General features: G+C 36.1%; 14 protein-coding genes. 11 read left to right on the forward strand and 3 right to left on the reverse strand.

Annotated elements, in window-relative coordinates; genetic code table 11:
* The first annotated feature begins 615 nt into the window (after window positions 1-615).
* From EYD45_RS15320 to EYD45_RS15345, 6 genes are all read left to right on the forward strand, one after another.
* The gene (locus EYD45_RS15320) at window positions 616-2826 is read left to right on the forward strand and encodes an NADP-dependent isocitrate dehydrogenase (RefSeq protein WP_130965458.1); all 2211 of its coding nucleotides are present in this window, start codon (window positions 616-618) and stop codon (window positions 2824-2826) included.
* Window positions 2827-3038: 212 nt separating this feature from the next.
* Entirely contained in the window at window positions 3039-4283 is a 1245-nt protein-coding gene (locus EYD45_RS15325; protein ID WP_130965460.1) for an efflux RND transporter periplasmic adaptor subunit, read from the forward strand.
* A complete protein-coding gene (locus tag EYD45_RS15330; RefSeq protein ID WP_130965462.1) occupies window positions 4283-5659 on the forward strand; it encodes an ABC transporter permease in 1377 nt (458 codons plus the stop codon). Before EYD45_RS15325 ends, EYD45_RS15330 begins: the two co-directional genes overlap by 1 nt.
* A gap of 41 nt (window positions 5660-5700) precedes the next feature.
* Window positions 5701-7167: a TolC family protein gene (locus EYD45_RS15335; protein ID WP_233702672.1), complete on the forward strand. Its 1467-nt coding sequence runs from the start codon at window positions 5701-5703 to the stop codon at window positions 7165-7167.
* Between the two features lie 161 nt (window positions 7168-7328).
* A complete protein-coding gene (gene murQ, locus EYD45_RS15340) occupies window positions 7329-8150 on the forward strand; it encodes an N-acetylmuramic acid 6-phosphate etherase (protein ID WP_130965463.1) in 822 nt (273 codons plus the stop codon).
* Window positions 8134-8370: a DUF6095 family protein gene (locus EYD45_RS15345; RefSeq protein WP_130965464.1), complete on the forward strand. Its 237-nt coding sequence runs from the start codon at window positions 8134-8136 to the stop codon at window positions 8368-8370. The genes murQ and EYD45_RS15345 overlap by 17 nt, the downstream gene beginning before the upstream one ends.
* A 68-nt stretch (window positions 8371-8438) precedes the next feature.
* Here EYD45_RS15345 and EYD45_RS15350 read toward each other — a convergent pair whose 3' ends face one another.
* Both EYD45_RS15350 and EYD45_RS15355 read right to left on the reverse strand, forming a co-directional pair.
* The gene (locus tag EYD45_RS15350) at window positions 8439-8936 is read right to left on the reverse strand and encodes a DinB family protein (RefSeq protein ID WP_130965466.1); all 498 of its coding nucleotides are present in this window, start codon (window positions 8934-8936) and stop codon (window positions 8439-8441) included.
* A 176-nt stretch (window positions 8937-9112) separates the two neighbouring features.
* Window positions 9113-11563, reverse strand: coding sequence for a helix-turn-helix domain-containing protein (locus EYD45_RS15355; RefSeq protein WP_130965468.1), 2451 nt, complete (start codon window positions 11561-11563; stop codon window positions 9113-9115).
* A 611-nt stretch (window positions 11564-12174) separates the two neighbouring features.
* Between EYD45_RS15355 and EYD45_RS15360 the strand changes: the two genes are divergently transcribed.
* The 5 genes from EYD45_RS15360 (at window position 12175) to EYD45_RS15380 (ending at window position 21460) form a co-directional block, all read left to right on the forward strand.
* Window positions 12175-13785 (forward strand): type I restriction-modification system subunit M, encoded by a 1611-nt coding sequence (locus EYD45_RS15360; RefSeq protein WP_130965469.1) that lies wholly within the window; start codon window positions 12175-12177, stop codon window positions 13783-13785.
* A 193-nt stretch (window positions 13786-13978) separates the two neighbouring features.
* Window positions 13979-15736, forward strand: a complete 1758-nt coding sequence (locus tag EYD45_RS15365) for a hypothetical protein (protein WP_130965471.1) — start codon at window positions 13979-13981, stop codon at window positions 15734-15736.
* Between the two features lie 4 nt (window positions 15737-15740).
* Window positions 15741-16985 (forward strand): restriction endonuclease subunit S, encoded by a 1245-nt coding sequence (locus EYD45_RS15370; protein WP_130965472.1) that lies wholly within the window; start codon window positions 15741-15743, stop codon window positions 16983-16985.
* Between the two features lie 79 nt (window positions 16986-17064).
* Window positions 17065-20067, forward strand: coding sequence for a type I restriction endonuclease subunit R (locus EYD45_RS15375; RefSeq protein WP_130965474.1), 3003 nt, complete (start codon window positions 17065-17067; stop codon window positions 20065-20067).
* Between the two features lie 31 nt (window positions 20068-20098).
* Window positions 20099-21460 carry a hypothetical protein gene (locus tag EYD45_RS15380; RefSeq protein WP_130965476.1) on the forward strand — a complete coding sequence of 454 codons (1362 nt, stop codon included), beginning with the start codon at window positions 20099-20101 and terminating at the stop codon, window positions 21458-21460.
* A 369-nt stretch (window positions 21461-21829) separates the two neighbouring features.
* On the opposite strand, the gene EYD45_RS15390 is transcribed toward EYD45_RS15380, so the two are convergent.
* Window positions 21830-23173 carry an exonuclease domain-containing protein gene (locus EYD45_RS15390; RefSeq protein WP_130965478.1) on the reverse strand — a complete coding sequence of 448 codons (1344 nt, stop codon included), beginning with the start codon at window positions 23171-23173 and terminating at the stop codon, window positions 21830-21832.
* Window positions 23174-23477: the final 304 nt, after the last annotated feature.

Here is a 23477-nt window from a genome sequence, read left to right on the forward strand (position 1 = left end):
TGTTTTTCGAGGTTTGTAATTTGTAATGCTTGCATTAAAAATGAAGAACCATGAAGTTGTAAATTATTCGAAACAGTGTAAGTTGCTAGAATAAATGAACAACTGAAAGCTTAAAATGTAGACTTAAGGGTCTAAAAAAACGCAGTGCTTGGTCGAGGCAAATCCACTTAGTGAATTATATACCGAGCATAAAGGAAAACAATCCACTGAAACATTGTTGTGATAGGCCAATACATTTTGAAAATCATAAGGTTATGTTTCATTGAGATAACTGGACTTGATGAAAAATTTAAGGTAACACTTAAGTTGATTTTAGTTGAAATACTAAATTAGGTCACGCCAAGTTATTTCAAAAAAGCCATGTCAGGGTAGATTAAATTCTATAGTGATATGGCTTTTGTTTTTTTAATACTTTCTTGTTGCTATGCTTAAAAAATTCTTATCCTGCAAAGCGTTTTTTAAAATTATGCTAAATGTGTCTTTTTAGTACGCTTTTCGTATAGATATACTTCTTTTATAACTCCCAATTTTTGTATATTCGCAGTCGCTAAAAACGAATCGTCTTTTTTTACCCCACTGTTTTTAGCCTACAATTATTAAAAAATAACGACGCGCATGTCTAAAATTATTTATACTAAAACCGATGAGGCTCCTGCCTTGGCTACACGCTCTTTACTTCCTATTGTTAAGGCATTTGTAAAATCTTCTGGTATTGAGATTGAGACTAGGGATATTTCGTTAGCCGCTAGAATTCTAGCCGTATTTCCAGATTTTTTAAACGAAGACCAACGTGTTTCAGACGATTTGGCCATACTTGGTGAAATGGCGAAACAGCCAGAAACTAATATTGTAAAATTACCTAATATTAGTGCTTCAATCCCACAGTTAAAAGGTGCTATAAAGGAGTTACAGTCAAAAGGTTTTAATATTCCTGATTATCCTAATGATCCTGAAAATGCTACTGAAAAGGATATTAAGGCGCGTTATGACAAAATAAAAGGTAGCGCGGTAAACCCTGTTTTACGCGAGGGTAATAGCGATAGACGTGCACCAAAAGCCGTTAAGAATTATGCAAAGAAGAATCCGCATTCCATGGGAGAATGGAACAGTGATTCTAAAACTCATGTAGCTACAATGGGTGCTAATGATTTTGCACACAACGAGAAATCAGTAACGCTTAGCGATGCTACAAATATAACTATAGAACACACTGATGATAACGGTAATACGACTGTATTAAAAAACAGTTTCCCTATATTAAAAGGTGAAATAATTGATGCTACGGTAATGCGCAAAAAAGCATTGATTGACTTTTTTGAGGCGCAGGTTGAAGATGCGAGAGAACAAGGTATCCTATTTTCGTTGCACATGAAAGGTACCATGATGAAGGTGAGTGATCCTATTATTTTTGGTCATGCTGTTAAAGTATTCTTTAAGGATGTGTTTGAAAAACATGGGGCTATTATAGAGCAACTTGGAGTAAATGTTAACTCTGGTCTTGGTAACTTATTAGAGCGTATTCAAGAGTTGCCAGATGATAAACGCAAAGAAATTGAGGCTGACATCGCCGCTACTTATAAAAAAGGACCCGGTATTGCCATGGTAAATTCCGATAAAGGTATTACCAATTTGCATGTACCAAGTGATGTGATTATTGATGCATCCATGCCAGCAATGATTCGCACCTCAGGTAAAATGTGGAATGCTGATGGAGAGTTACAAGAGACTAAAGCGGTAATTCCTGATAGTAGTTATGCTGGTGTTTATGCTGCAACTATAGATTTCTGTAAAAAGAATGGTGCTTTTGATCCTACTACTATGGGAACTGTTCCTAACGTTGGTCTAATGGCTCAAAAAGCTGAGGAATATGGTTCTCATGACAAAACATTTGAAATACCTGCAAATGGCGTTGTAAAAGTGATTGATGTTTCGGGCAATACTTTGATGCAGCATGATGTTGAAGAAGGGGATATTTGGCGTATGTGCCAGACTAAAGATGCGCCCATCCAAGATTGGGTAAAATTAGCGGTAACAAGAGCTAGGGCTTCAGAAACACCTGCCGTTTTTTGGTTGGATAAAAATAGAGCTCATGATGCTGAACTGATTAAAAAAGTAAACACCTATCTTAAAGACCATAATACTGAAGGTTTAGATTTAAGAATATTGGCTCCAGTGGATGCAACCTTATTCACTTGTGAAAGATTAAAGGCTGGAAAAGACACTATTTCTGTTTCTGGAAACGTATTACGTGATTATTTAACTGACCTATTCCCTATTCTGGAAGTAGGTACAAGTGCTAAAATGCTTTCTATAGTGCCGTTGATGAATGGTGGTGGTTTATTTGAAACAGGTGCTGGTGGTTCTGCGCCAAAGCATGTGCAACAATTACTTGAAGAAAATCACTTGCGCTGGGATTCTTTAGGCGAGTTTTTAGCCTTAGCGGTTTCATTGGAACATTACAGCGAGGTGAATAACAATGCCAAAGCCAAGATTTTAGGAGAGGCCTTAGATGATGCTACTGAAAAACTTTTAGAGAATAAAAAAGGACCTTCTAGAAAAGTAAATGAATTAGATAATAGAGGGAGTCATTTTTATCTGGCTAAATATTGGGCACAAGAGTTGGCTAGTCAAAATGAAGATGCCGATTTAAAAGCTGAATTTTCGACTATTGCAAGAGCCTTAGAAGACAATGAGGAAAAAATCATCAAAGAATTAATTGACATTCAAGGCAAACCTGCAGATATTGGCGGATATTATGAACCAGATGAAGATTTAATAAATCAAGTCATGCGTCCAAGCAAAACGTTCAACGCAATTTTAAATTAAAATAAAAGCTCCTTTCCGGGAGCTTTTTTTATATCCAATATATATTTTCAATATAAATCAATCTCTGGATTACGCTCCTAGGTATAATTTTTGATGTACTTATTTAGTTAAAAAATTAGACATTAAATATTTATGAGTTCGTTAACGTATTGTAAGTATTTTACCAGTTTTTTTTGACTACTTTTGACTATCATCAACCAAAACGCCAAACTATGTCCAAAAAACGTCTCATTGTCATCGGCATTATATTAGCTGTACTGATAACCTCCTATTCACTTTTTGGAAGTTCCTCTGACGAAAACTCTCCAATTACCACAGAAGTTGTAAAAGGGCAATTTCTTAATGAAGTTATTATCTCGGGCGAAGCACAATCTACAAGTTCCAAAAAAATCATGGGACCTGCAGGAGCAAGAAGATACCGGTTGTATCAACTTAAGATTCAAGATTTAATACCAGAAGGCACGGTTGTAAAGAAAGGAGACTATATAGGAAAATTGGATCCTTCAGAAATAAACGCAAAAATTCTTGATGCAGAGTTAAGTTTAGAAAAAGCACAATCAAGATATATTCAAGAACAACTTGATACAACGCTTACTTTAAAACAGGAGCGTAATACCATAAAGGATTTACAGTTTAGAATTGAGGAGGACAAACTAGAATTAGAGCGCTCTATATATGAATCTCCGGCAACCATAAGATCTTTAGAAATTAGCGTTGAAAAAACCGAGCGTGATTTAAGGGAAAAAAAAGCTGATTACTCCATCAAAAAAAGACAGGCTAATGCTAAAATGATAGAAGTAGGTACCGAGGTTTCCAAAATTAAACAACAAATTGATGCCCTTGTAGATTTACAAAAACAATTTACCATTTACTCTCATGCTGATGGTATGGTAACTTATATTAAAGAATGGAATGGTAATAAGGTAAAAGTAGGTGGCAATATTTCTACATGGAATCCAGCCGTTGCCAGTCTTCCAGATTTAACCAAAATGGAATCTAAAACCTACAGCAATGAAGTGGATGTTAGAAAAATAAAAAAAGGACTTCCTGTAAAAGTTGGTTTTGATGCATTTCCTGATATAGAATTGGACGGTGTCGTCACTGATGTAGCCAATGTGGGAGAAAACAAAAAAGGATCAGACATTAAATTATTTCAAGTCTTAATTAAATTAAATGATACCAATGAGAATATCAGACCAGGAATGACGACTTCAAATAGAATCCTAACACACACCGAAGAAGATGTGTTAATGATTCCGTTGGAAGCTGTTTTTTCCAAAGATTCAATTACGTTCTCTTACGTAAAGTCTGGTTACTCTATCCAGAAAAAGCAAATTGCACTGGGATTATCCAATAATGAAGTTGTTATTGTAGAAAAGGGACTAGAAGAAAATGATATCGTGTATCTAAATAAGCCCGAAGGTCTTGAGGATAAAAGCATAACGCTATTAAAATAATGATAGACAAGATCCTTTTAGAAAAACTAAAATCCAACTTCAAAGAAGCATTTTGGTTTATAAAAACAAATAAGGTAAGAACCTTTTTAACCGCTCTAGGTATTATTTTTGGTGTAGCTTCAGTTATCACAATGCTAGCGATTGGTAATGGCGCCGAAAAAGAAATTTTGGCTCAATTAGAGTTAGTTGGTGTAAATAATATAGTGGTGACACCAATACCAGATGAAGGAGAAAAAGAAGCCAAAGGCGAGGACGAGAACAACAAGGAGGAAACCAAAAAATTCTCTAAAGGTTTAGATATTTTGGATGCGCAAAGCATCAAAACCTATATTCCATCAGTAAAATCGGTAAGTCCTGAGATTATTTTAGACACCTATGTTATAAACAATGGCAGACAAAACTCTGTGAAGCTTATAGGCGTATCTCCAAATTTTCTTGAGGTTTCAAATATCCAAATTGAGAAAGGTGCTAATTTCAATGCATATCAAATTGAAAATGCGCTCCCCGTTTGCATCATTGGAAAAAAGATTGAAAAAAAGCTCTTTACAGGCGAAAGTGCATTGGGTAAACACATCAAGGTTAAAGATGTTTGGCTACAAGTTATTGGTGTTATAGAAGAAAAACTTATCTCTGATAAAGCACAGGAAAACTTAGGCATCAGAGATCTCAACCAAGATGTATACATACCAATCAAAACATTTTTGGTTAGATACAGGGACAGAAAAATAATTATGGATAAGGCATCACCTGAAATTGGTGGAGATTTTTTTGTGATTAGCGGTGGTGGCCAAAGCGGACCAAAAGATAAAATCCCTAGAGGTAATTATCACCAAATAGATAAATTAACGGTACAAGTGTCAAATTCAAGTGAATTAAAAGCTACAGCTGAAGTATTAAGTAAAATGTTGAAGCGTAGGCATAATGATGTATTGGATTTTGAAATTGAAATCCCTATTCAGCTATTGAAGCAGCAGCAAAAAACCAAGCAAATTTTCAATATTGTTTTAAGTATTATTGCTGGTATATCACTACTAATCGGTGGTATTGGTATCATGAATATTATGCTGGCATCAGTACTAGAACGCACAAAAGAGATAGGCATAATTCGCGCTATTGGAGCTACAGAGGAAGATGTGATATTACAGTTCTTATCAGAATCTATTTTAATTAGTGTTGGCGGTGGTATTATCGGAATCTTACTAGGTGTAATTGGTGCCTATATTATTGAAATAGTGTCAGGTATAGAAACGGTTTTATCTCTAAATTCTATTTTATTGTCATTTATAATAGCGGTATTGGTTGGGCTAATATTTGGCATATTCCCCGCTAAATCCGCAGCAAATAAAAGACCAATTGAAGCCCTAAGAAGTGAATAGCTTAAAATGACAAATTCATCAATCCACATAAAATCAAACTTTTGAAAACCACAACTTCCATCCTTTGTATTGCAATGTTATTTCCATTGATTTTGGTTTCTCAATCAAAAAAAATAACATTAAGTGAAGCAATAAGCATCGCACAACAAAAATCACCAGACTACCAGATAAACCTTAATCAAAACCAACGCAACTACTGGCGATTCAGAAACTACAAGGCAAGTTTTCTACCGGAATTAAGGCTCCAAGCCACATTACCCGATTATCGAAATCAAGTACAACGTATTACAAATGATGCAGGTCAGGATATCTTTGTAAATCAAAATCAACTTCGCGTTCAAGGTGGGTTATCCATCTCGCAAAGTGTACCTTACACGGGTGGAACACTGTCAATAAATACCAATTTAGAACGTGTGGAATTGTTCGGGCTTGATGATAACATAGGCTATTCCGTCATTCCCTTTACCGTTAATTATTTTCAAAACTCATTGTTGTTCAACCCCTTTAAATGGGATAAAAGAATTGAGCCTTTAATATATGAAGAATCCAAAAGGGAGTTTATTGAAAATATGGAACAGATTTCCGTGAGTACCTCAAGACGCTACTTTCAATTATTGAGAGCTCAAAAGCAATTGGAAATTGCACAGACAAATCTCTCAAACCAAGACACCCTATACCAAATTGCTAAGGGCAGATTTAAAATGGGAAAAATCGCCGAGAATGATTTGTTGCAAATGGAACTTACGCTCTTGAATTCCAGAAACGTCGTTACTACTAATGAAATTGAATTAAAAAGAACATCGCAAAATTTGTCCAGATATTTAGGCTTGGACAATGAAAATATCGAGCTTTTAGTTCCTGAAGAATTACCACTCTTTGATGTGGAAATTGATAGAGCTTTAGAAGAAGCCCAGCAAAACAGAAAGGCGGTTATTGAATTTAGAAGAAAACGAATACAAGCAGAAAGAGAAGTGGCATTTCAAAAAGGAAATAACAGATTAAATGTTAGGGTAAATGCAAATTTTGGAATTTCAAACAACGGAAACGATTTTAATAACCTATTCAACAACTTTAACAGACAACAAAATGTATCGGTTACTTTAGGTATTCCCATCTTCGATTGGGGCGTTTCCAAATCGCGCATAAGAATGGCGCAAGCAGATTTAGATCTTACCAAGACTAATATCGACCAAGACCAACAGGAATTTGAGCAGGAGATCTATTTGCATGTACTCAACTGGTCTAACCAAAGGGAGTTTTTATTAACTGCTGAAAAGGCCAAAGAAGTAGCGTTAAAGCGCTATGATATTTCAAAAAAGCGCTACATCCTAGGCAAAATTACAATTACAGATTTAAATATTGCACTTCAGGAAAAAGACCGAGCCTTTGTACAATACCTTAATTCGCTTCAGAACTTTTGGCAAGATTACTATATTCTAAGGCAATTAACCCTATACGATTTTATCGACGACAAAAAAATAGAAGTTGAAGATATTCTTTATGATTAAACTGTGATTTATTCCTATTTTTCTTCTGTAAAAAACTAAATTTTGTATTCTAAAAAACTACAAAATTTAGCTTTACTTCACTAACCGCATCGTTAATCCATGAGTTTTTTTATTCCGCTTTTGCGAATTTCCAAATGAAAAAATTCATGTATTTTTGAAACATGAGTTTCATTAAAACCACAGAGCAGGATTCCAACCACAATCATCTGGAAAAGATGAGTGTTTCAGAACTTTTGAAAAACATCAACGAAGAAGATAAAACAGTACCATTTGCTGTTGAAAACGCATTGCCTCAAATTGAAGCTTTGGTTCACCAAATAGTTTCAAAATTAAAAGATGGCGGACGTTTATTCTACATGGGCGCTGGCACAAGCGGAAGACTTGGCATCGTTGATGCTTCAGAATGCCCTCCTACTTTTGGCGTGTCTCATGACTTGGTCATTGGTCTTATTGCTGGTGGTGATTCCGCCATTAGAAAAGCGGTTGAATTCGCAGAAGATTCCACAACTCAGGGCTGGAAAGATTTACAGGACTATACCATCAGCCCAAAAGATGTAGTCGTAGGCATTGCAGCCTCAGGAACAACACCATACGTGATTTCAGCCTTAGAAAAATGTAATGAAAACAATATCGTTACAGGTTGTATTACTTGTAATCATAATAGTCCGTTATCACAAGTTTCAAAATATCCAATTGAAGTCATTGTGGGACCCGAATTTGTAACAGGAAGTTCCAGAATGAAAGCAGGCACTGCGCAAAAATTAGTTTTGAATATGATTACCACGTCTACCATGATTCAACTCGGACATGTAAAAGGCAACAAAATGGTGGACATGCAATTGAGCAATAACAAACTAGTAGACCGCGGTACAAAAATGATTATGAAAGAAATAAACGTTTCCGAAGAAGAAGCTTTACATTTGCTAAACCAACATAAAAGCGTGCGTAACGCCGTTAAACATTATAATGATGGAAGAAAATAGAACAGATAAACAAGTATTATTAAAAGGAATTAAAACACTTGTTTTTGCATTATTGAGCCTATTTATGGGACCAATACTACTAAGCTTTGCCTTTAGCAAACCTGATGATAAACTGTATTACCCTTTACTTATTGTAGGTTGCGCCATTTCCGCTTTGGCTGTTTTTATGTTGTTTAAAGGCATTCGAATCATCATGAGCAGTATGTTCAAAAAGAAATAGTTTTTAAAACTTTTCTATGTCTGGTCGAGCGCAGTCGAGACCTGATTTCAGAAATAAATAATGTAGAATTACTCCGCAGAAACCTGCTTTGGCGTAGTGGGGTTATAGCCAAATTCAGAATCATGTATCACAATACCCAAGCTATCAAAAATATAATTGATAATAGCGTAATGATGAATCGTATGGCTATTGGCCTGTGCCAATAACGCCCCAAAAGTATAAGGAATTTCAGTTTTGCCCATGCCCAAATCATCAGTAACCATAACGGTGTCATCAATATTAAAAGTAACAGCTTTTAATCGATCTATGATGTGATTCAAATAATCCTGAGCGCAACCGCAATCACATTCCACGGCTTTATTCCTGCTTCTAGCCGTGAGATCAACTTTCCCATCTTCAACATTAAAAATACAATCGTAAAAATCTAAAATATGTCTTATATGACAACCAATACTCGAATAATACGGCGAAACCGAAGCATCACATAATTGTTCGTTGGAAATATGGTCTAATAAGATTTGAGATTTACCAAGTGTTTTAAGTGCAGACTGGAGGATTAAATTCATGGATACTAATTTAACTAAATAATTTGAATTTCGTAAACGATTTAGGTTTAGTCCAAACAACTACAAATCCTTACAATAAAATCAAATATCTATGTCAGGTTGAGCGCAGTCGAAACCTAAAATACATCCCCAAATAATGCCCCTATAATTCAAATTTAGGTTTTGCCACTTGGAATTTAGTTTTTGTCATTTGAATTTAAAATGTCGTCCACCACCAACCGCACTTCCCCATAACTATACTTATCATCCAACTGATGTTTCAAATCCGATAAATTCTCAAAAGTAGTCTTCGGAATCAAAACTTTCAACTCCTCATAATGGGCCTCAGAAATCAAATCGGTAATCTTCACCTCACCAGAATCCATAAAACTCGCCAAATGCCCAATAATGGTATTAACATTTAACTCTCTAATATCTGCAATTTCGTTAACCGATTTCCCTGATTTAAAGAGTGCCAAAGATTCTTTTTTCGTATCCCCTTTTTGGCGTTTCGGTTTAGGCGCATCAAAAATTTCAACATCGGCTGCCGTTTCAATATCATGTTCCTCACAATAGGCGCGAATCACCTTTAAAATAGCAGACCCATATTTTTCCACACGGGTTTTACCCATACCATTCACCTTAAGCAACTCCGCTTTATTTGTGGGTAAGGTTTCACACATTTCATACAAGGTTTTTTGAGCAAAAATCTGATAATGGATCAAATCCTTCTCCTCCGCAATGTCATTCCGTAACAAACGTAACTTTTCAAACAGTTCCACATTGCTCGTGCCTTCAACAACCGCTTTACGTGCTTTCTTTGGTTTTTCTTTTCCAGAAAATACCGATTTTGCCCGCAACTCTAAAAAACGCTTCGCATTAAACCCATCATCTAAACCCTTAAAATACAATACCTTAACCGTTAAAAAATCCTCAAAAGCATCCAACTGTTTGGTAATCTCACCACCTACCGCTTGGTTATCTGTAGTAAACCCAAAGGTTTTTAAAGGCGCTAAAATTTTAGTTTCGGTCTCCGTTTTAAAATAGGCAATCCCCTTTTTAAACCGCTCTTGTATCACCGCACTGTCTTCAGGCAAACCACCGTCCTCAGCAAGTTGTTGCAACTGACTATTAAACCCATTAGCCACTTTCAAAAAGTGAGTAATACATTCTTTTATAGGCACAAAAGTAGCTTCCACCTTCCCTTCTACCACCGTTCTGTTTTTATAATACACATCTAAAATCCTGTTCAACGGATACAAAAACCCATAAAACGCAAACACTTCCGCAATCAAATCCAGCTGAAACTGCCGTTGCGAATCCGCCAAAACCTTTTCATCAGGCGCATTGGCCTCAGCAGCATCATTAAAACGCGTCACATTACCATCGCTAATAATCTGGCTAGAATGTATTTTGCTCTTCAACACCAAACCCTCTAACGATTTACATCTACTCAACGCCACATAAGTCTGCCCATGCGCAAACGCACCAGCCGCATCAATAATCGCCTTTTCAAAGGTTAAACCTTGGCTTTTATGTATGGTAATACTCCACGCCAGTCGTAACGGCATTTGGGTATAACTCCCTATTTTCTCTTCAGTAATCGCCTTCGTTTCAGCATCTACCGAATAATTAATATTCTCCCAAGTTTCAGGTGTTACATTAATATTAAAATCATCCTCGGGGCAATGCACCACCACTTCATCGCGATCCAACAAAATCACTTTTCCAATCTTACCGTTAAAATAGCGTTTCGCAGGGTCACTATCATTCTTAACAAACATCACCTGCGCACCAACTTTCAACTCCAAATCCACAGCATTCGGGTAGGCATACTCGGGGAATTTCCCATCCACTTCCGCCCTATAGGTAAACGGTTTCGTCGTTAACTTCCCCAGCTCACTCCTATTGGTTGCCTCCGCTTTATTATTATGTGTGGTTAAACTAATATAACCCGCATCAGGCTCGGGTGTAAAATCAGGAATATAGCGTTCGTTCAGCGCCTCAGCCCCCGCAGCACTCAAGGCATTGTTTCTAATCTCATTAAGTATCTCAATAAATTTCGGATTCTCCTGCCTGTAAATATGCCGCAACTCAATAGTAATCGCGTTACACTCCGCAAACGCCTTACTACTAAAAAAGAACCCATTTTTATACACATGCTGCAACAACGCCCACTCCTGCTCCTTAATCACTGGGCTTAGTTGTTGCAAATCGCCAATCATCAACACCTGCACTCCGCCAAACACCTTATTTCGGTTTCTAAAACGGCGCAGCGTTCTATCAATCCCATCCAGCAAATCCGCACGCACCATACTAATCTCGTCAATCACCAAAAGATCCATACTCTTAATAATATTAATCTTCGTTTTGCTAAACTTGCGGTTAAACCCCTTGCTCGCATTCAAATCCGTATCAGGCAAAATGGGGCCAAAAGGCATCTGAAAAAACGAATGTATCGTCACGCCCTTAGCATTAATCGCCGCAACACCCGTAGGCGCCACCACCACCAAACGCTTTAAACTATGCATCTTCAAACGGTGCAAAAACGTGGTCTTCCCCGTACCAGCCTTACCCGTTAAAAAAATCGAACGGTTCGTATGGTTCACAAATTCCCACGCCAATTCCAGTTCCCTATTATCACGCATCCAAACAGTAAATTTAAGAACTCGGAAGATACTAATTCTGAGTAATTTTTAGGGCGGGTTTTTGCCGAAAAAAGCAAAAACCGCGCTATCCGCTGTATCTTTTTATTCACGTCATTGCGAGAAGTGCAGCGACGAAGCAATCTGCCAAATGTATAGACCAAACCAAACCTCAGTACTTCCCTCATCATAAAAAGGATGCCGCTACTATCGCTCCCGCACGTGCCTGCCGAAGTCAGTTTCTAACCAAAAAAATAGACTATTTGCGAGGGTCACTTTTCAAACCATTTAAAAATCAGCTTAAAGGATGGAGCCTGTCCTGAGCTTGTCGAAGGGCTACTATCGCTCCCGCGGGGCGTGTTTGCATAAGCCAGTTTCAAACCTAAAAAAACAGTTTCTATTTGCTAATGGCATTGCGAGGAATCCCGATAGCTATCGGGACGACGAAGCAATCTCATTCATATTTTTCTCAAACAAAAAAATAGCACCTATTACAAATAGTAATTCTAAACATAAATAATTCAAAAAAGTGCTATTATTCTTATAAAGATGTTTATTTTTAACCTTACAAACAAAAAAACCACCTAAACCAGCCTATTTACGAAATTTTATAAATGACCAAAACCAAAACAAAAGCCGATATCAATTTTGAGCAAGAACTCTGGAAAGCTGCCAACGAACTTCGTGGGGCAGTTGCCGAAAATCAATATAAAGACTTTGTCTTACCTCTAATATTTCTAAAACATGTTTCAGAGCGTTACGAATTACGTCGAGATACTATAAAAAACCTATTCAACGACCCAAAATCTGAGTATTATACCCAAGATAAAGAAGAACAAAACTATGTATTAGAAGACCCAGACGAGTACTTGTCTAAAAACACATATATAATTCCTAAAAAAGCAACATGGCAATTTTTACAGGATAATGCAGAACAAGATAATATCAAGGTCTTAGTCGATGACGCTTTTGATTTACTCGATGAAACACTGGCGCAATACAGACCAGACCTTAAAGGCATCTTACCACGTATTTTTGTAAAAAGTCAACTTACTGCAAAACAAGTGGCTGGATTAATTAATCTACTCGCCAACCCTAAACTCTCAGAAAAAGAAAATCCAGATAGCGATATTTTAGGGCGTGTGTATGAGTATTATATTGGCAAGTTTGCCATTGCCGAAGGCTCTGGTGCAGGTCAATTCTTTACACCAGGAAGTATTGTACGTTTATTAGTAGAAATGATAGAACCCTATCAGGGTAAAATCTTTGATGCTGCTTGTGGTTCTGGTGGTATGTTTGTACAATCCTTAAAGTTTTTACAAGCCCATGGCGGTGATAAAAAGAACATTTCTATTTACGGACAAGAACGTTATGATGGCACCTTGCGCTTATGTAAAATGAATCTCGCTTTACGCGACTTGTCTTTTGATGTAAGACTTGGAGATTCCCTATTACAAGACAAATTCCCATACCTCAAGGCAGATTACATCATCGTAAATCCACCCTTTAATGTCAGCCAATGGCATCCAGAGGATTTACCAGAAAACGACCCAAGACTCTTCGGACCAAAAGAAGAATTTACCACAGATGGTAATGCCAATTTTATGTGGATGCAAACCTTTTGGAACCACTTAAGCGATAGAGGTACAGCAGCAGTCGTTATGGCAAATGGCGCTATGACCTCAAATAACAAAGGTGAAAAAAACGTACGCCAATTCATGGTAGATAAGGGTATGGTAGATTGTATTGTACGTTTACCAGACAAGCTCTTTTTAACCACAGGAATCCCAGCTTGTATTTTTATTCTGAGTAAAAACCGAGATGGTAAAGATGGAGAACATAGAGAACGCCTTAACGAAGTGTTGTTTATAGACATGTCTAAACTCGGTCGTATGGAAAGCCGTAAGCTACGTGTCTTTGATGAAGCCGACTTACAAAAAGCCACAGACGCCTATCACGCATGGCGCAATGTCATTCAGAGCGACAGCGAAGAATCTCAAAAATATGAGGACCAGCCCGGCTTCTGCTACACCGCCACCATAGACGAGGTAGCCAAACAAGACTACAAACTCACACCAGGTATTTACGTAGGCACCGAAGCCATAGAAGACGATGGTATCCCTTTTGAGGACAAAATGGAAACCCTAAAAGCGCAATTACAAGAGCAGTTTACCAAGGGTAATACCTTACAACAACAGATTTTAGAGAATTTTGAAAAGTTTTAAATTGAACAAAAAAAAGCTCGGATTGAAAATCCGAGCCTGTTTCTTAAGGGAGTTAAAAACAATTAGCGGGATTATACCTCAGACCAAATTATTTAAACTCCCATTTTTTATCTTTAATTCTTTAATTGCTTATTTAGTTATACAAATATATAAACAATTATTATACCAAGTAGCATAAGTTATATTATTTAACATGAAAGGAATAAAAGAAATAAAATCAAGATATAATCCATGTCAAGTTCTATTTGTAGAGAGATATATAGAACTATTGCATAGACAAACAATAGATTCATATAGAATTAGATTACTTGGTCCATTAGGGATTTTAAGGGAACTTCTACTGGTTATAAAAGAATTGAAAAAAGGAGTTATTTTTCATTTTAATCCAACAGTTCTTTTAGTAATTGAAGAAACAAGAAATCTTATAAAAGAAGATGATATTCTCAACTATCCAGAATTTTCAAAACAACAGTATCTAAAACTTCTAAATAAGGCACAAGAATCAGATTTGCCAAAAATAAAACTCATGACTAGACTACTGCTTGAGTACAATAAGGAGTATTTAAATAGCCTCTTTGAAAAAATAGAAATTGATTTAAATTCTAAAGGAAATGAACCTAATTGCATATTTAACTCCTATGCTCGCATTGATAAATATACAACCTATCTATGTTCTGAATTAGTCAGTTTAGGTTATAGTACGAGATTCTTATATAGGTCAATGAATTATCTTTTTGTTAGTCAAAAAAACTCTTTTGATGATACATTTACAGATTTCAAAAAATTCTTTTTGACACAAAAAGCAGAAAATTATTCGGTCTACTTTAAATGTAGTTTTCCTAAACAAATCATTCAACATCTAACTACTGTAGATAATAACATCGAAATTTTAGAGGATATCAAAACTTCTTTTACAGGAACCACAAAAAAGGTAAATAAGGACCTTAAATCATTCATAAATAATTCAAGAAGCATTAGGTTTTTCAAGGTTGTGGTTACAGCAAATGATTTTTTCATGGCTTTTAAAGAAGGTAGAAATAAGCTTTCAGAGTTATTTGACATAATTAATATTGGTTTTATAGACCATAGTTTAGGCCTATATGATAAAGTTTTAATAGTTCCTGACGACAATCAAGATAATTGGGAATATTTAAAATATAACTATGAACTCGATGGTAATTATAAAAAAGGTGAATTTGTTTATGATACATTTTCAAGCAAGTTAAAAGCAATAAATCATAATTCTAATATTGATGAAGACACAAAAGAAAAATTGGCTTCTGCCATTAGATATTTTAGATTGGGGAGTGAATCTGTAGAGGTGGAACACGAATTTATTAATTATTGGTTTGGTCTAGAATATTTGTACTCATCACAATTTGCCAAAGGAACAATTAACAGAATTAAAGACTATTTTAAAAAAATACATACTTTAGGTTATGTTCAAAGGCTATTTAACGATTTTAGAGATAACGTTAAAAGGTTGAACTTGCAAGATGAGATTCATAGCTATGATGATGAAGACCTAAGTTTCATGTTAGAAGATGATTGCTTAGGCAAATTCTATATTAATAATTACCTATCAAATCCATTAATTTCATTCAGAGCCATGAGACTAAAACAACGTTTTATTGATAAAAACTGCATGGAATACTTAAAAAAACATGAGTTAAATTTAGAACATCATCTAACTAGAATCTATAGAACAAGAAATCAGATTGTCCATGACGCTGCTAAAAACATGAACATTTTATTATTAACAAGCAGCTTAAAATACTATCTCGCATACAGTATTGATGTTACAACTTATTGGCTGACTGATTCTATACCAATTCATAGTATTGAGGATATTCTTGAATTAAACGATACGCTTTATGAGAAATATATTAGTCAAGACTTGAATATTCAAGACCTTATCTCAGTTAACGACAAATCATTTTTAAGTATATAACCTAATGCCCAACAACTGGAAAACATATAAACTTGGCGATATTGCAGAAAATGTCTCAAGAAGATTTGATTTCGACAAACATCAAAAAGTCGTATTCATAAATACTGGTGATGTTTTAGAGGGTAAGTTCTTGCATAGTGAAATAAAAGATGGTGATGGGTTGCCAGGTCAAGCAAAAAAAGCTATAAAAAAAGGCGATATTTTATTTAGTGAGATCAGACCAAAAAACAGAAGATATGCGCTAGTAGATAGGGATGTTGACAACTACGTGGTATCTACAAAGTTTATGGTTATAGTTTCCGATAATTCAATCGTTGACCAAAAATATTTCTTACAGTTGCTTACTTCAAATCAAAAACTTGCAGAATTGCAAATGATTGCTGAAGGTCGTTCAGGTACTTTTCCTCAAATTACATTTGATGCGATTTCTCATATTGAATTCAACCTACCACCACTACCAGAACAAAAAGCCATAGCAAGCATCCTCTCAGCCATAGACGAAAAAATAGAAAACAACCTCGCCATTAATAAAACCCTTGAAGATATGGCAATGGCACTTTACAAACATTGGTTTGTAGATTTTGGGCCGTTTCAAGACGGCGAATTCATCGACAGCGCACTCGGACCCATCCCTAAAGGTTGGGAAGTGAAACGGTTGGATGAAGTTGCATTTAAGTTTTCAAAAACTTTTGACTTTAAAGAAAAGGATAAAGTAGTCTTTGTTAATACTGGTGATGTGCAGAATGGTTCATTTTTGCATAGTAATTATTCAGAGATTGATGGATTACCTGGTCAAGCAAAAAAAGTTATTGAACCAAATGATATTCTTTATAGTGAGATTAGACCAAAAAACAAAAGGTATGCGTATGTAGATTTTGATTCAAGTGAATATGTGGTTTCTACAAAGTTTATGATTATAAGAAACAATGAAAACATCAATAATAGATTACTTTATCGAATTTTAACTAGACAAGATACAATTGATGAATTTCAAATGATTGCAGAGTCACGTTCAGGAACTTTTCCTCAAATTACATTTGACGTAATTGGACATTTACCGATGGCATTACCAAGTATTGATATACAGAATGAATTTCAAAATATAGTTGAACCGTTCGAGCAGAGACAGTCGAACAACTTAAAGGAAAATCAATCCTTAATCCAACTACGAGATACATTATTACCGAAACTCATTGGTGGAGAGGTACGTTTAAAAGAATTCAAAAAACAAATCGAGACCGTTTTATGACCACAGAAGCCACTATAGAACAAGCGTTTTGTCATTCCTGCGCAGGCAGGAATCCACTCGCTAATCTAAAATTATTAAAATGACAACTGAGGCTACAATTGAACAGGCTACAATAGATTGGTTAGACGATTTAGGCTACACCCATAAAGACGGGGCCAAAATTGTACACCAACCAAAAGATGTGGTACTTAAAGACCAGTTGTTGGCCTTTATCAAAAAAACCTATCCGCAGTTACCTAGTGATATGCAAACCTTGGCTGTAGCTGAGTTTACCAATAATGTCGGCGCAGACTTGGAGCATCGCAACCGTAGCTTTCACCTTAAATGTACCAAAGGTATCGACCTTAATTATGAGGATGCCCAAGGCAACGAAAAAGCGGTACATGTCTATCCTATAGATTATGACCACTCAGAAAATAACAGTTTTTGGGCAGTCAATCAGTTTAGTATTACAGGCAAAAACAAACGCCGACCAGACATTATCATTTACATAAACGGCTTACCATTAGTGGTATTTGAGCTTAAAAACTGGTACGACGAAAACACCAACCTAAAAGAAGCTCACAACCAAATACAGCACTACAAAAAAGACATACCGCAATTGTTTGAGTACAATGCGCTCACTATCATAAGCGATGGCAATGAAGCACAACATGGCATGTTTAGTTCGGGTATGGAGTGGTTTGCCCCTTGGAAAAGCATCAATGGCAAAGACACGGTTCAGGAAGACGATTTCCAAATGCACACGCTTTTGTTTGGGCTCTTCCCAAAAGACCGTTTGCTCAACTATATCAAAAACTTCATCTTTCACGAAGACCATAACGGCACACTCATTAAAAAAGGCGCCAAGTACCACCAGTTTTTTGGGGTCAACTTTGCCGTAACGGCCGCGAAGCAATCGGTGCGTCCCTTTGGCGATGGTCGTATTGGTGTCATTTGGCACACCCAAGGCTCTGGTAAAAGTATTTCCATGGCCATCTATACAGGCATTCTGCGCAGTTTACCAGAATTGCGAAATCCTACCATTGTGGTACAGGTAGACCGTAGCGATTTAGACATGCAACTCTATGAGAATTTTGTCCTGGCGAAAGATTTGGTAGGCGATGTACACCATGCCGAAAGTACCAACGATTTAAGACAGCTTTTATCTGTAGGTGCTGGAGGTGTGATTTTTACCACGATTGAAAAGTTTCGCTTAAAGCAAACCACAGACAACACCTTAGGCGAATTGGAACATCCTGTATTGTCGGAGCGCGAAAATATTATAGTGATGGCAGATGAAGCCCATCGTACCCAATACGGCTTACTCGATGGTTTTGCTTCTAACTTACGGAAAGCCTTACCCAAAGCATCCTTTATTGGCTTTACAGGAACACCAGTAGATTCTAAAGATGCTGATACCGAAGAAGTCTTCGGAAATGTGATTCATACCTACGATATCAAACAAGCGGTGGAAGATAAAGCCACGGTAAACATCTATTATGAGCCACGTTTAGCTAAGCTACACCTTTGGAATGAAAACATAGACGATGAAGTAGATACTATTACCGAAGGTGAAGAAGATACAGGCAATCTCAAATGGGCTGCTATAGAAGATGCCGCAGGTAGTGAAGACCGCGTGAATAAAATTGCCAAAGACATTTTACAGCATTTTACCAAACGTATCGAAACCTTAGATGGAAAGGCGATGGTCGTTTGTATGAGTCGTCGGAATTGTGTAAAAATGTACGACGCCTTAACCGCCTTAGACGATTGCCCAGAAGTGGCTGTAGTAATGACAGGAAACATATCCAAAGACCCCATAGAGTGGAATCCACATTTTAGAACCAAAGATGCTCAGGAAGCCTTAAAGAAACGTTTCAGAAAAGAAGAAGACCCGCTTAAGATCGTGATAGTTCGAGACATGTGGCTCACAGGCTTTGATGCCCCTGCCGTACACACCATGTACGTAGATAAGATTATGCGTGGTCATAACTTAATGCAAGCCATCACCAGAACTAACCGAGTCTTTAAGGACAAAGAAAATGGCGTGATTGTCGATTATATTGGTATTGGAGATAATCTAAAATCTGCGACTGAAAAGTATACTGGAAGCGGTGGAAAAGGTAAACCAACCATCGATATGGAGCAGGCGTTGGAACTATTCTATAATCAGGTGGACTATTGCAAAACTATGATTCCTGAAAGTGTGGATTATTCAGATTGGAAACAACTACGTGAAGCAGAAAGAACACTTTTAGTTCATAAAGGAGTTAATCACGTAATAAAATATGATGACAATGCCAATAACTTTATGAAAGCAGAGAAAAAGCTCTCTGGTTTATTGTCTATTGTGAAAAGTCAGCCAGCCATTCAGGAGTTTGCCGTTGATGTATTGTATGTGCAACATGTTTCAAAAGCAGTCCGAAACGCCAAGTCTGTAAAATCCTCTCGAAGCGAACAACAAAAACAAATCAAGGAACTGATTTCACAGAGTATCGATTCCGAAGACATAGTTGATGTATTTGCCATGGCTGGAATTGAAAAACCTGACATTTCTATTTTAGATGAAACCTTCTTATTAGGCGCTAAAAAAGAAAAAGATGGGAATGCTTTAAAGATTGAAATTATCAAGAATATTCTAAAGGATGAAATCAAACTGCGCTTGCACAAAAACATTAAGAAATACACATCACTTAAAGAAGAATTAGAAAAAGTCATAGACCGCTATCATAATAATGCGCTAGACAGTTATGCCACCATTGCAGAATTGGTAGAACGTGCGCAAGAATTGCAACAAGACGATAAGCGAACCGAAGAATTAGGACTAACAGAAGAAGAATTAGCCTTTTACGATATCCTCGCCGCAAAACGAGACATCATCAAGGAAAAAGGCCCAATGCAAGATATCGTACATGGCGTAGTAAAAGCGGTAAAATCCAACTTACAACTCGATTGGACCAAAAAAGAAAATGCAAAAGCAGCCATTCGTTTAGCCGTTAAAAAAGAATTACGAGGCAAAGTTTCAATATCGAAACTCAATGAAATTTTAGCAGAAATTATGGAACAAGCTGAAGGTCAGTTTAGTGATTGGAGTGCATAACTAGTATTAAATATTTAATAAATTAAAAAATATGGATTCAGAAAGATTGCTTAAAAACTCGAATTTCTTTAACGCCGCTGATGCTGCAATCGAACATGAAATGGACTTTACTAATTTTGAGAAAAGCTTATTTCAAAATATTCTTTTTCAAGAAAGTATTCTTCTACATGAAGCCTATTTTTTTAACTCTAAATATTTACTTGATCACGCTTATAGATATGGAGAAGGAAAGACGTCGCTGTTTGGTGAAGCTGCAAAAAACGGATTGGTAATTCCAGCAATAAGTGATACTTCAGTTAATAGTATGAAGAACTTATTCGAATTCCTAATAGAAAAATTTGGTGCCAATACTAATAATTTTAATCCTAAAAACTTAAAAGATCCAAGATTTAAATCTTATCTCCAAAATATTCAAACAGGTTGGGATCAACGAGGCAATGTTCAACATTGGCCTGATACATTCTATAAAGGTGAGCCAGAGAGTTTTGGTCAAGGATATGAACGATTACTACGTGAAAATTTTTATCAAAAAGAAATGCCAATAAAAGACTTTGAAGATCCAAATAGCGACACAGTTAGAATGAGGCGTCGTGTTTGGGACAAAAGTGAACCATGGAGAAATAAATGCTTTGAAGATGCTACTATTAAGAGTTCTGAGAACGGAAGCGATGCAGGATTAAGGCGTACTGATATTTTAACGGCAATTGCTGCACTTTTTAATGTTGAAGATATCAAACAAGGTGTTTTTTTAGATTATGTTCTAAAGTTTGTTAATGATAAGGAAACTGCTTTATGTCTAGAAATATATTGGTCTTGGCTTAATCAATGCCATCATATGAATTTTGGTGACAAGATAAACCGAACAATTAATTTCCCAGTTTATAAGAGAGATTCCGACTTTCTTGCAGATAATGAGTTTATATACAATGATTTCAAAAATGAAAAATATGAATCAGCGGATTTTGAAATAGAATTGCCTACTATTCAGGCGTTAAAAAACACAGAGCCAGAAGAGTTAATAAAACTAAGAACTGGGTCAATTGGTATTGATTTTTTTGAAAGTTTAAGAGCTTTTGAAAATGGTAACAATGATTCTGATCGTATTCAGCTTGAAAAACAATTAAAATATTATGCCAAAGGAATATGTAATAATGTACCTATTAGTCAAATAGGTTACACAAAAGGTGCAATCTTAAAAAGTAGAGGAAGTTTATTGGGTATAGCCAGCCTTATAACTGAGGCTGGGGATTGTGTTATAGATCAAAATATTCAGCCATATGCCATTGCTGCTGGTGCTGCTGGCCTTATTATTGGTATGTATGATGATAATCAAAAAAATGTAAAAATCAATAAGCAAGAAAAAGTTAAGATTGAGCTAAACGTTAAAAAGTAGGTTTTTAATTGTTTTTACTCATGCAAATCTATCAACGAAGAGAAATTTAACAAAAGATCATTTACAGCCCGCTATAATTTAAACAAATTAGTATATCATGAAGCGTACCAAATGATAGGTGATGCTATTGGCAGAGAAAAACAATTAAAAGCTGGAAGTAGATCACAAAAAATAGCGCTAATAACGAGTATAAACCCTGATTGGAAGGATTTATTTGATGACTTATAACGTTATTGCGAGGCACGAAGGACGAAGCAATCTCATGAAAAGAAACGTAAACCATTAACCAGATTGCTTCGTACCTCGCAATGACAACATGAGGAACAGATCGCTTCGTACCTCGCGATGACGATTCAGTTTTTATTCCTCTCAATGGCATTCCTCAACTAACATCTTCCTAATTATCTTTTGAATATCACTATTATCTTGTTGCCGTATTAAAAAAGTTTCAAAATCTTCGGTGTTGTTTAACTGCTCCGTTTTATCAATAAAACCATAACCCAAATACGTACCTTTTTCAATCATAATAAAGGCATCTTCGTAATCGTATCTGCCTTTTTGTTTTAAAATAACATCTTTTTTAGTATTGTTTAAACTCTCTAAAGCTTGTAAAACACGTTGGTTATAGTGTTCTGCGGTTTCTTCATCTTTACAAACACCTTTACAAGTATGTATTTTAAAATGGTTACATGTAGCAACAGCTTCTTGTAAATGGCAATATTTAGGACAAAGTTCAAATTGGCTACACAACTGTTCTATTTGCTGTCGGCATTCGGTTATAGAATGCAACGTCAGTATCGGGTTTGGTGTCGCCTTAAGTGTATTGTAGGCTATATGGATAATCCCTTTTCTATCGGTGTAACTAAAAATAGCATGCATTTTGGGCGCACGCTTAGCCACTTGGTTGTATTCTGGGTAATGTTGTTTAATAGCAGCATCTTCCATTAGTAACGCAATAAGTTCACTGCCAGAAAGCGCAAAATCTATATCAGCCGTCTCTCTGCAAATGGCTAAAGATTTCTTCGTTTTACTATAAAAATGACTTAACACCCGCTTCTTTATGTCTTTAGCTTTGCCAACATAAATAATTTTGCCTTTTTTATTTTTAAAATAATACACTCCAGGTGTATTCGGTAAATTATTAAAAACCGCCGTTGGTAGATGAGAAGGCAATGTGGCTTCCTTAGATGATTTTTTTAAGAAATCTTTAAACACAGTGTCCGCACCCTCTTGATTCAATAAAAGTTCAAACAAAATAACAGTAGCTTCTGCATCACCCCTAGCCCGATGTCGATCTTTAATAGGAATATGCAAAGCATTACACAATTTCCCTAAACTATACGATTTATGCCCAGGAATCAGTTTTCGAGCCAACCGAATGGTACACAGTTTCTTTTTATTAAAGTCTATACCAACAGCTTTAAACTCATTCCGAATAGCGTTATAATCAAAATTCACATTATGCGCTACAAAAATGCAGTTTTCGGTAAACCTCAAAATATCCTGTGCAATGTCAGAAAACGTTGGTGCATTAGCTACCATACCATTATCAATACCCGTAAGTGTTGTGATATAATCTGGAATCCATTGCTGCGGATTAATTAAAGAGGTATACTCATCAACAACCTGTGTACCATCGTATTTAAAAATAGATATCTCAGTAAGCTTATTGCTTTTTCCTGTAGTTTCAACATCTATAATGGTGTAAATCATGGTTTCAAATAAATCTAGAACTAATTAGTTTAGATAAGTCTAAAGATAATTATTATGCCTCTAATAAATACACCTTAGCATTTTGATTATTTAAATGATTAGCCTCAATGTCAGTTCGAGTGATTTTGAGGAACGAAAAATCGTATCGAGAACCCTTTTAAAATAGATAAGTATGAGGCCTAGGAAGAAATTAACAACAAAAAATCCCTTCACTATTTCTAATGAAGGGATTCAAAAAAGGCGGCGACCTACTCTTCCACGAAGTGCAGTACCATCGGCGCTAACGGGCTTAACTTCTCTGTTC

This window comes from Hyunsoonleella flava, assembly GCF_004310325.1.
Lineage (GTDB): Bacteria > Bacteroidota > Bacteroidia > Flavobacteriales > Flavobacteriaceae > Jejuia > Jejuia flava.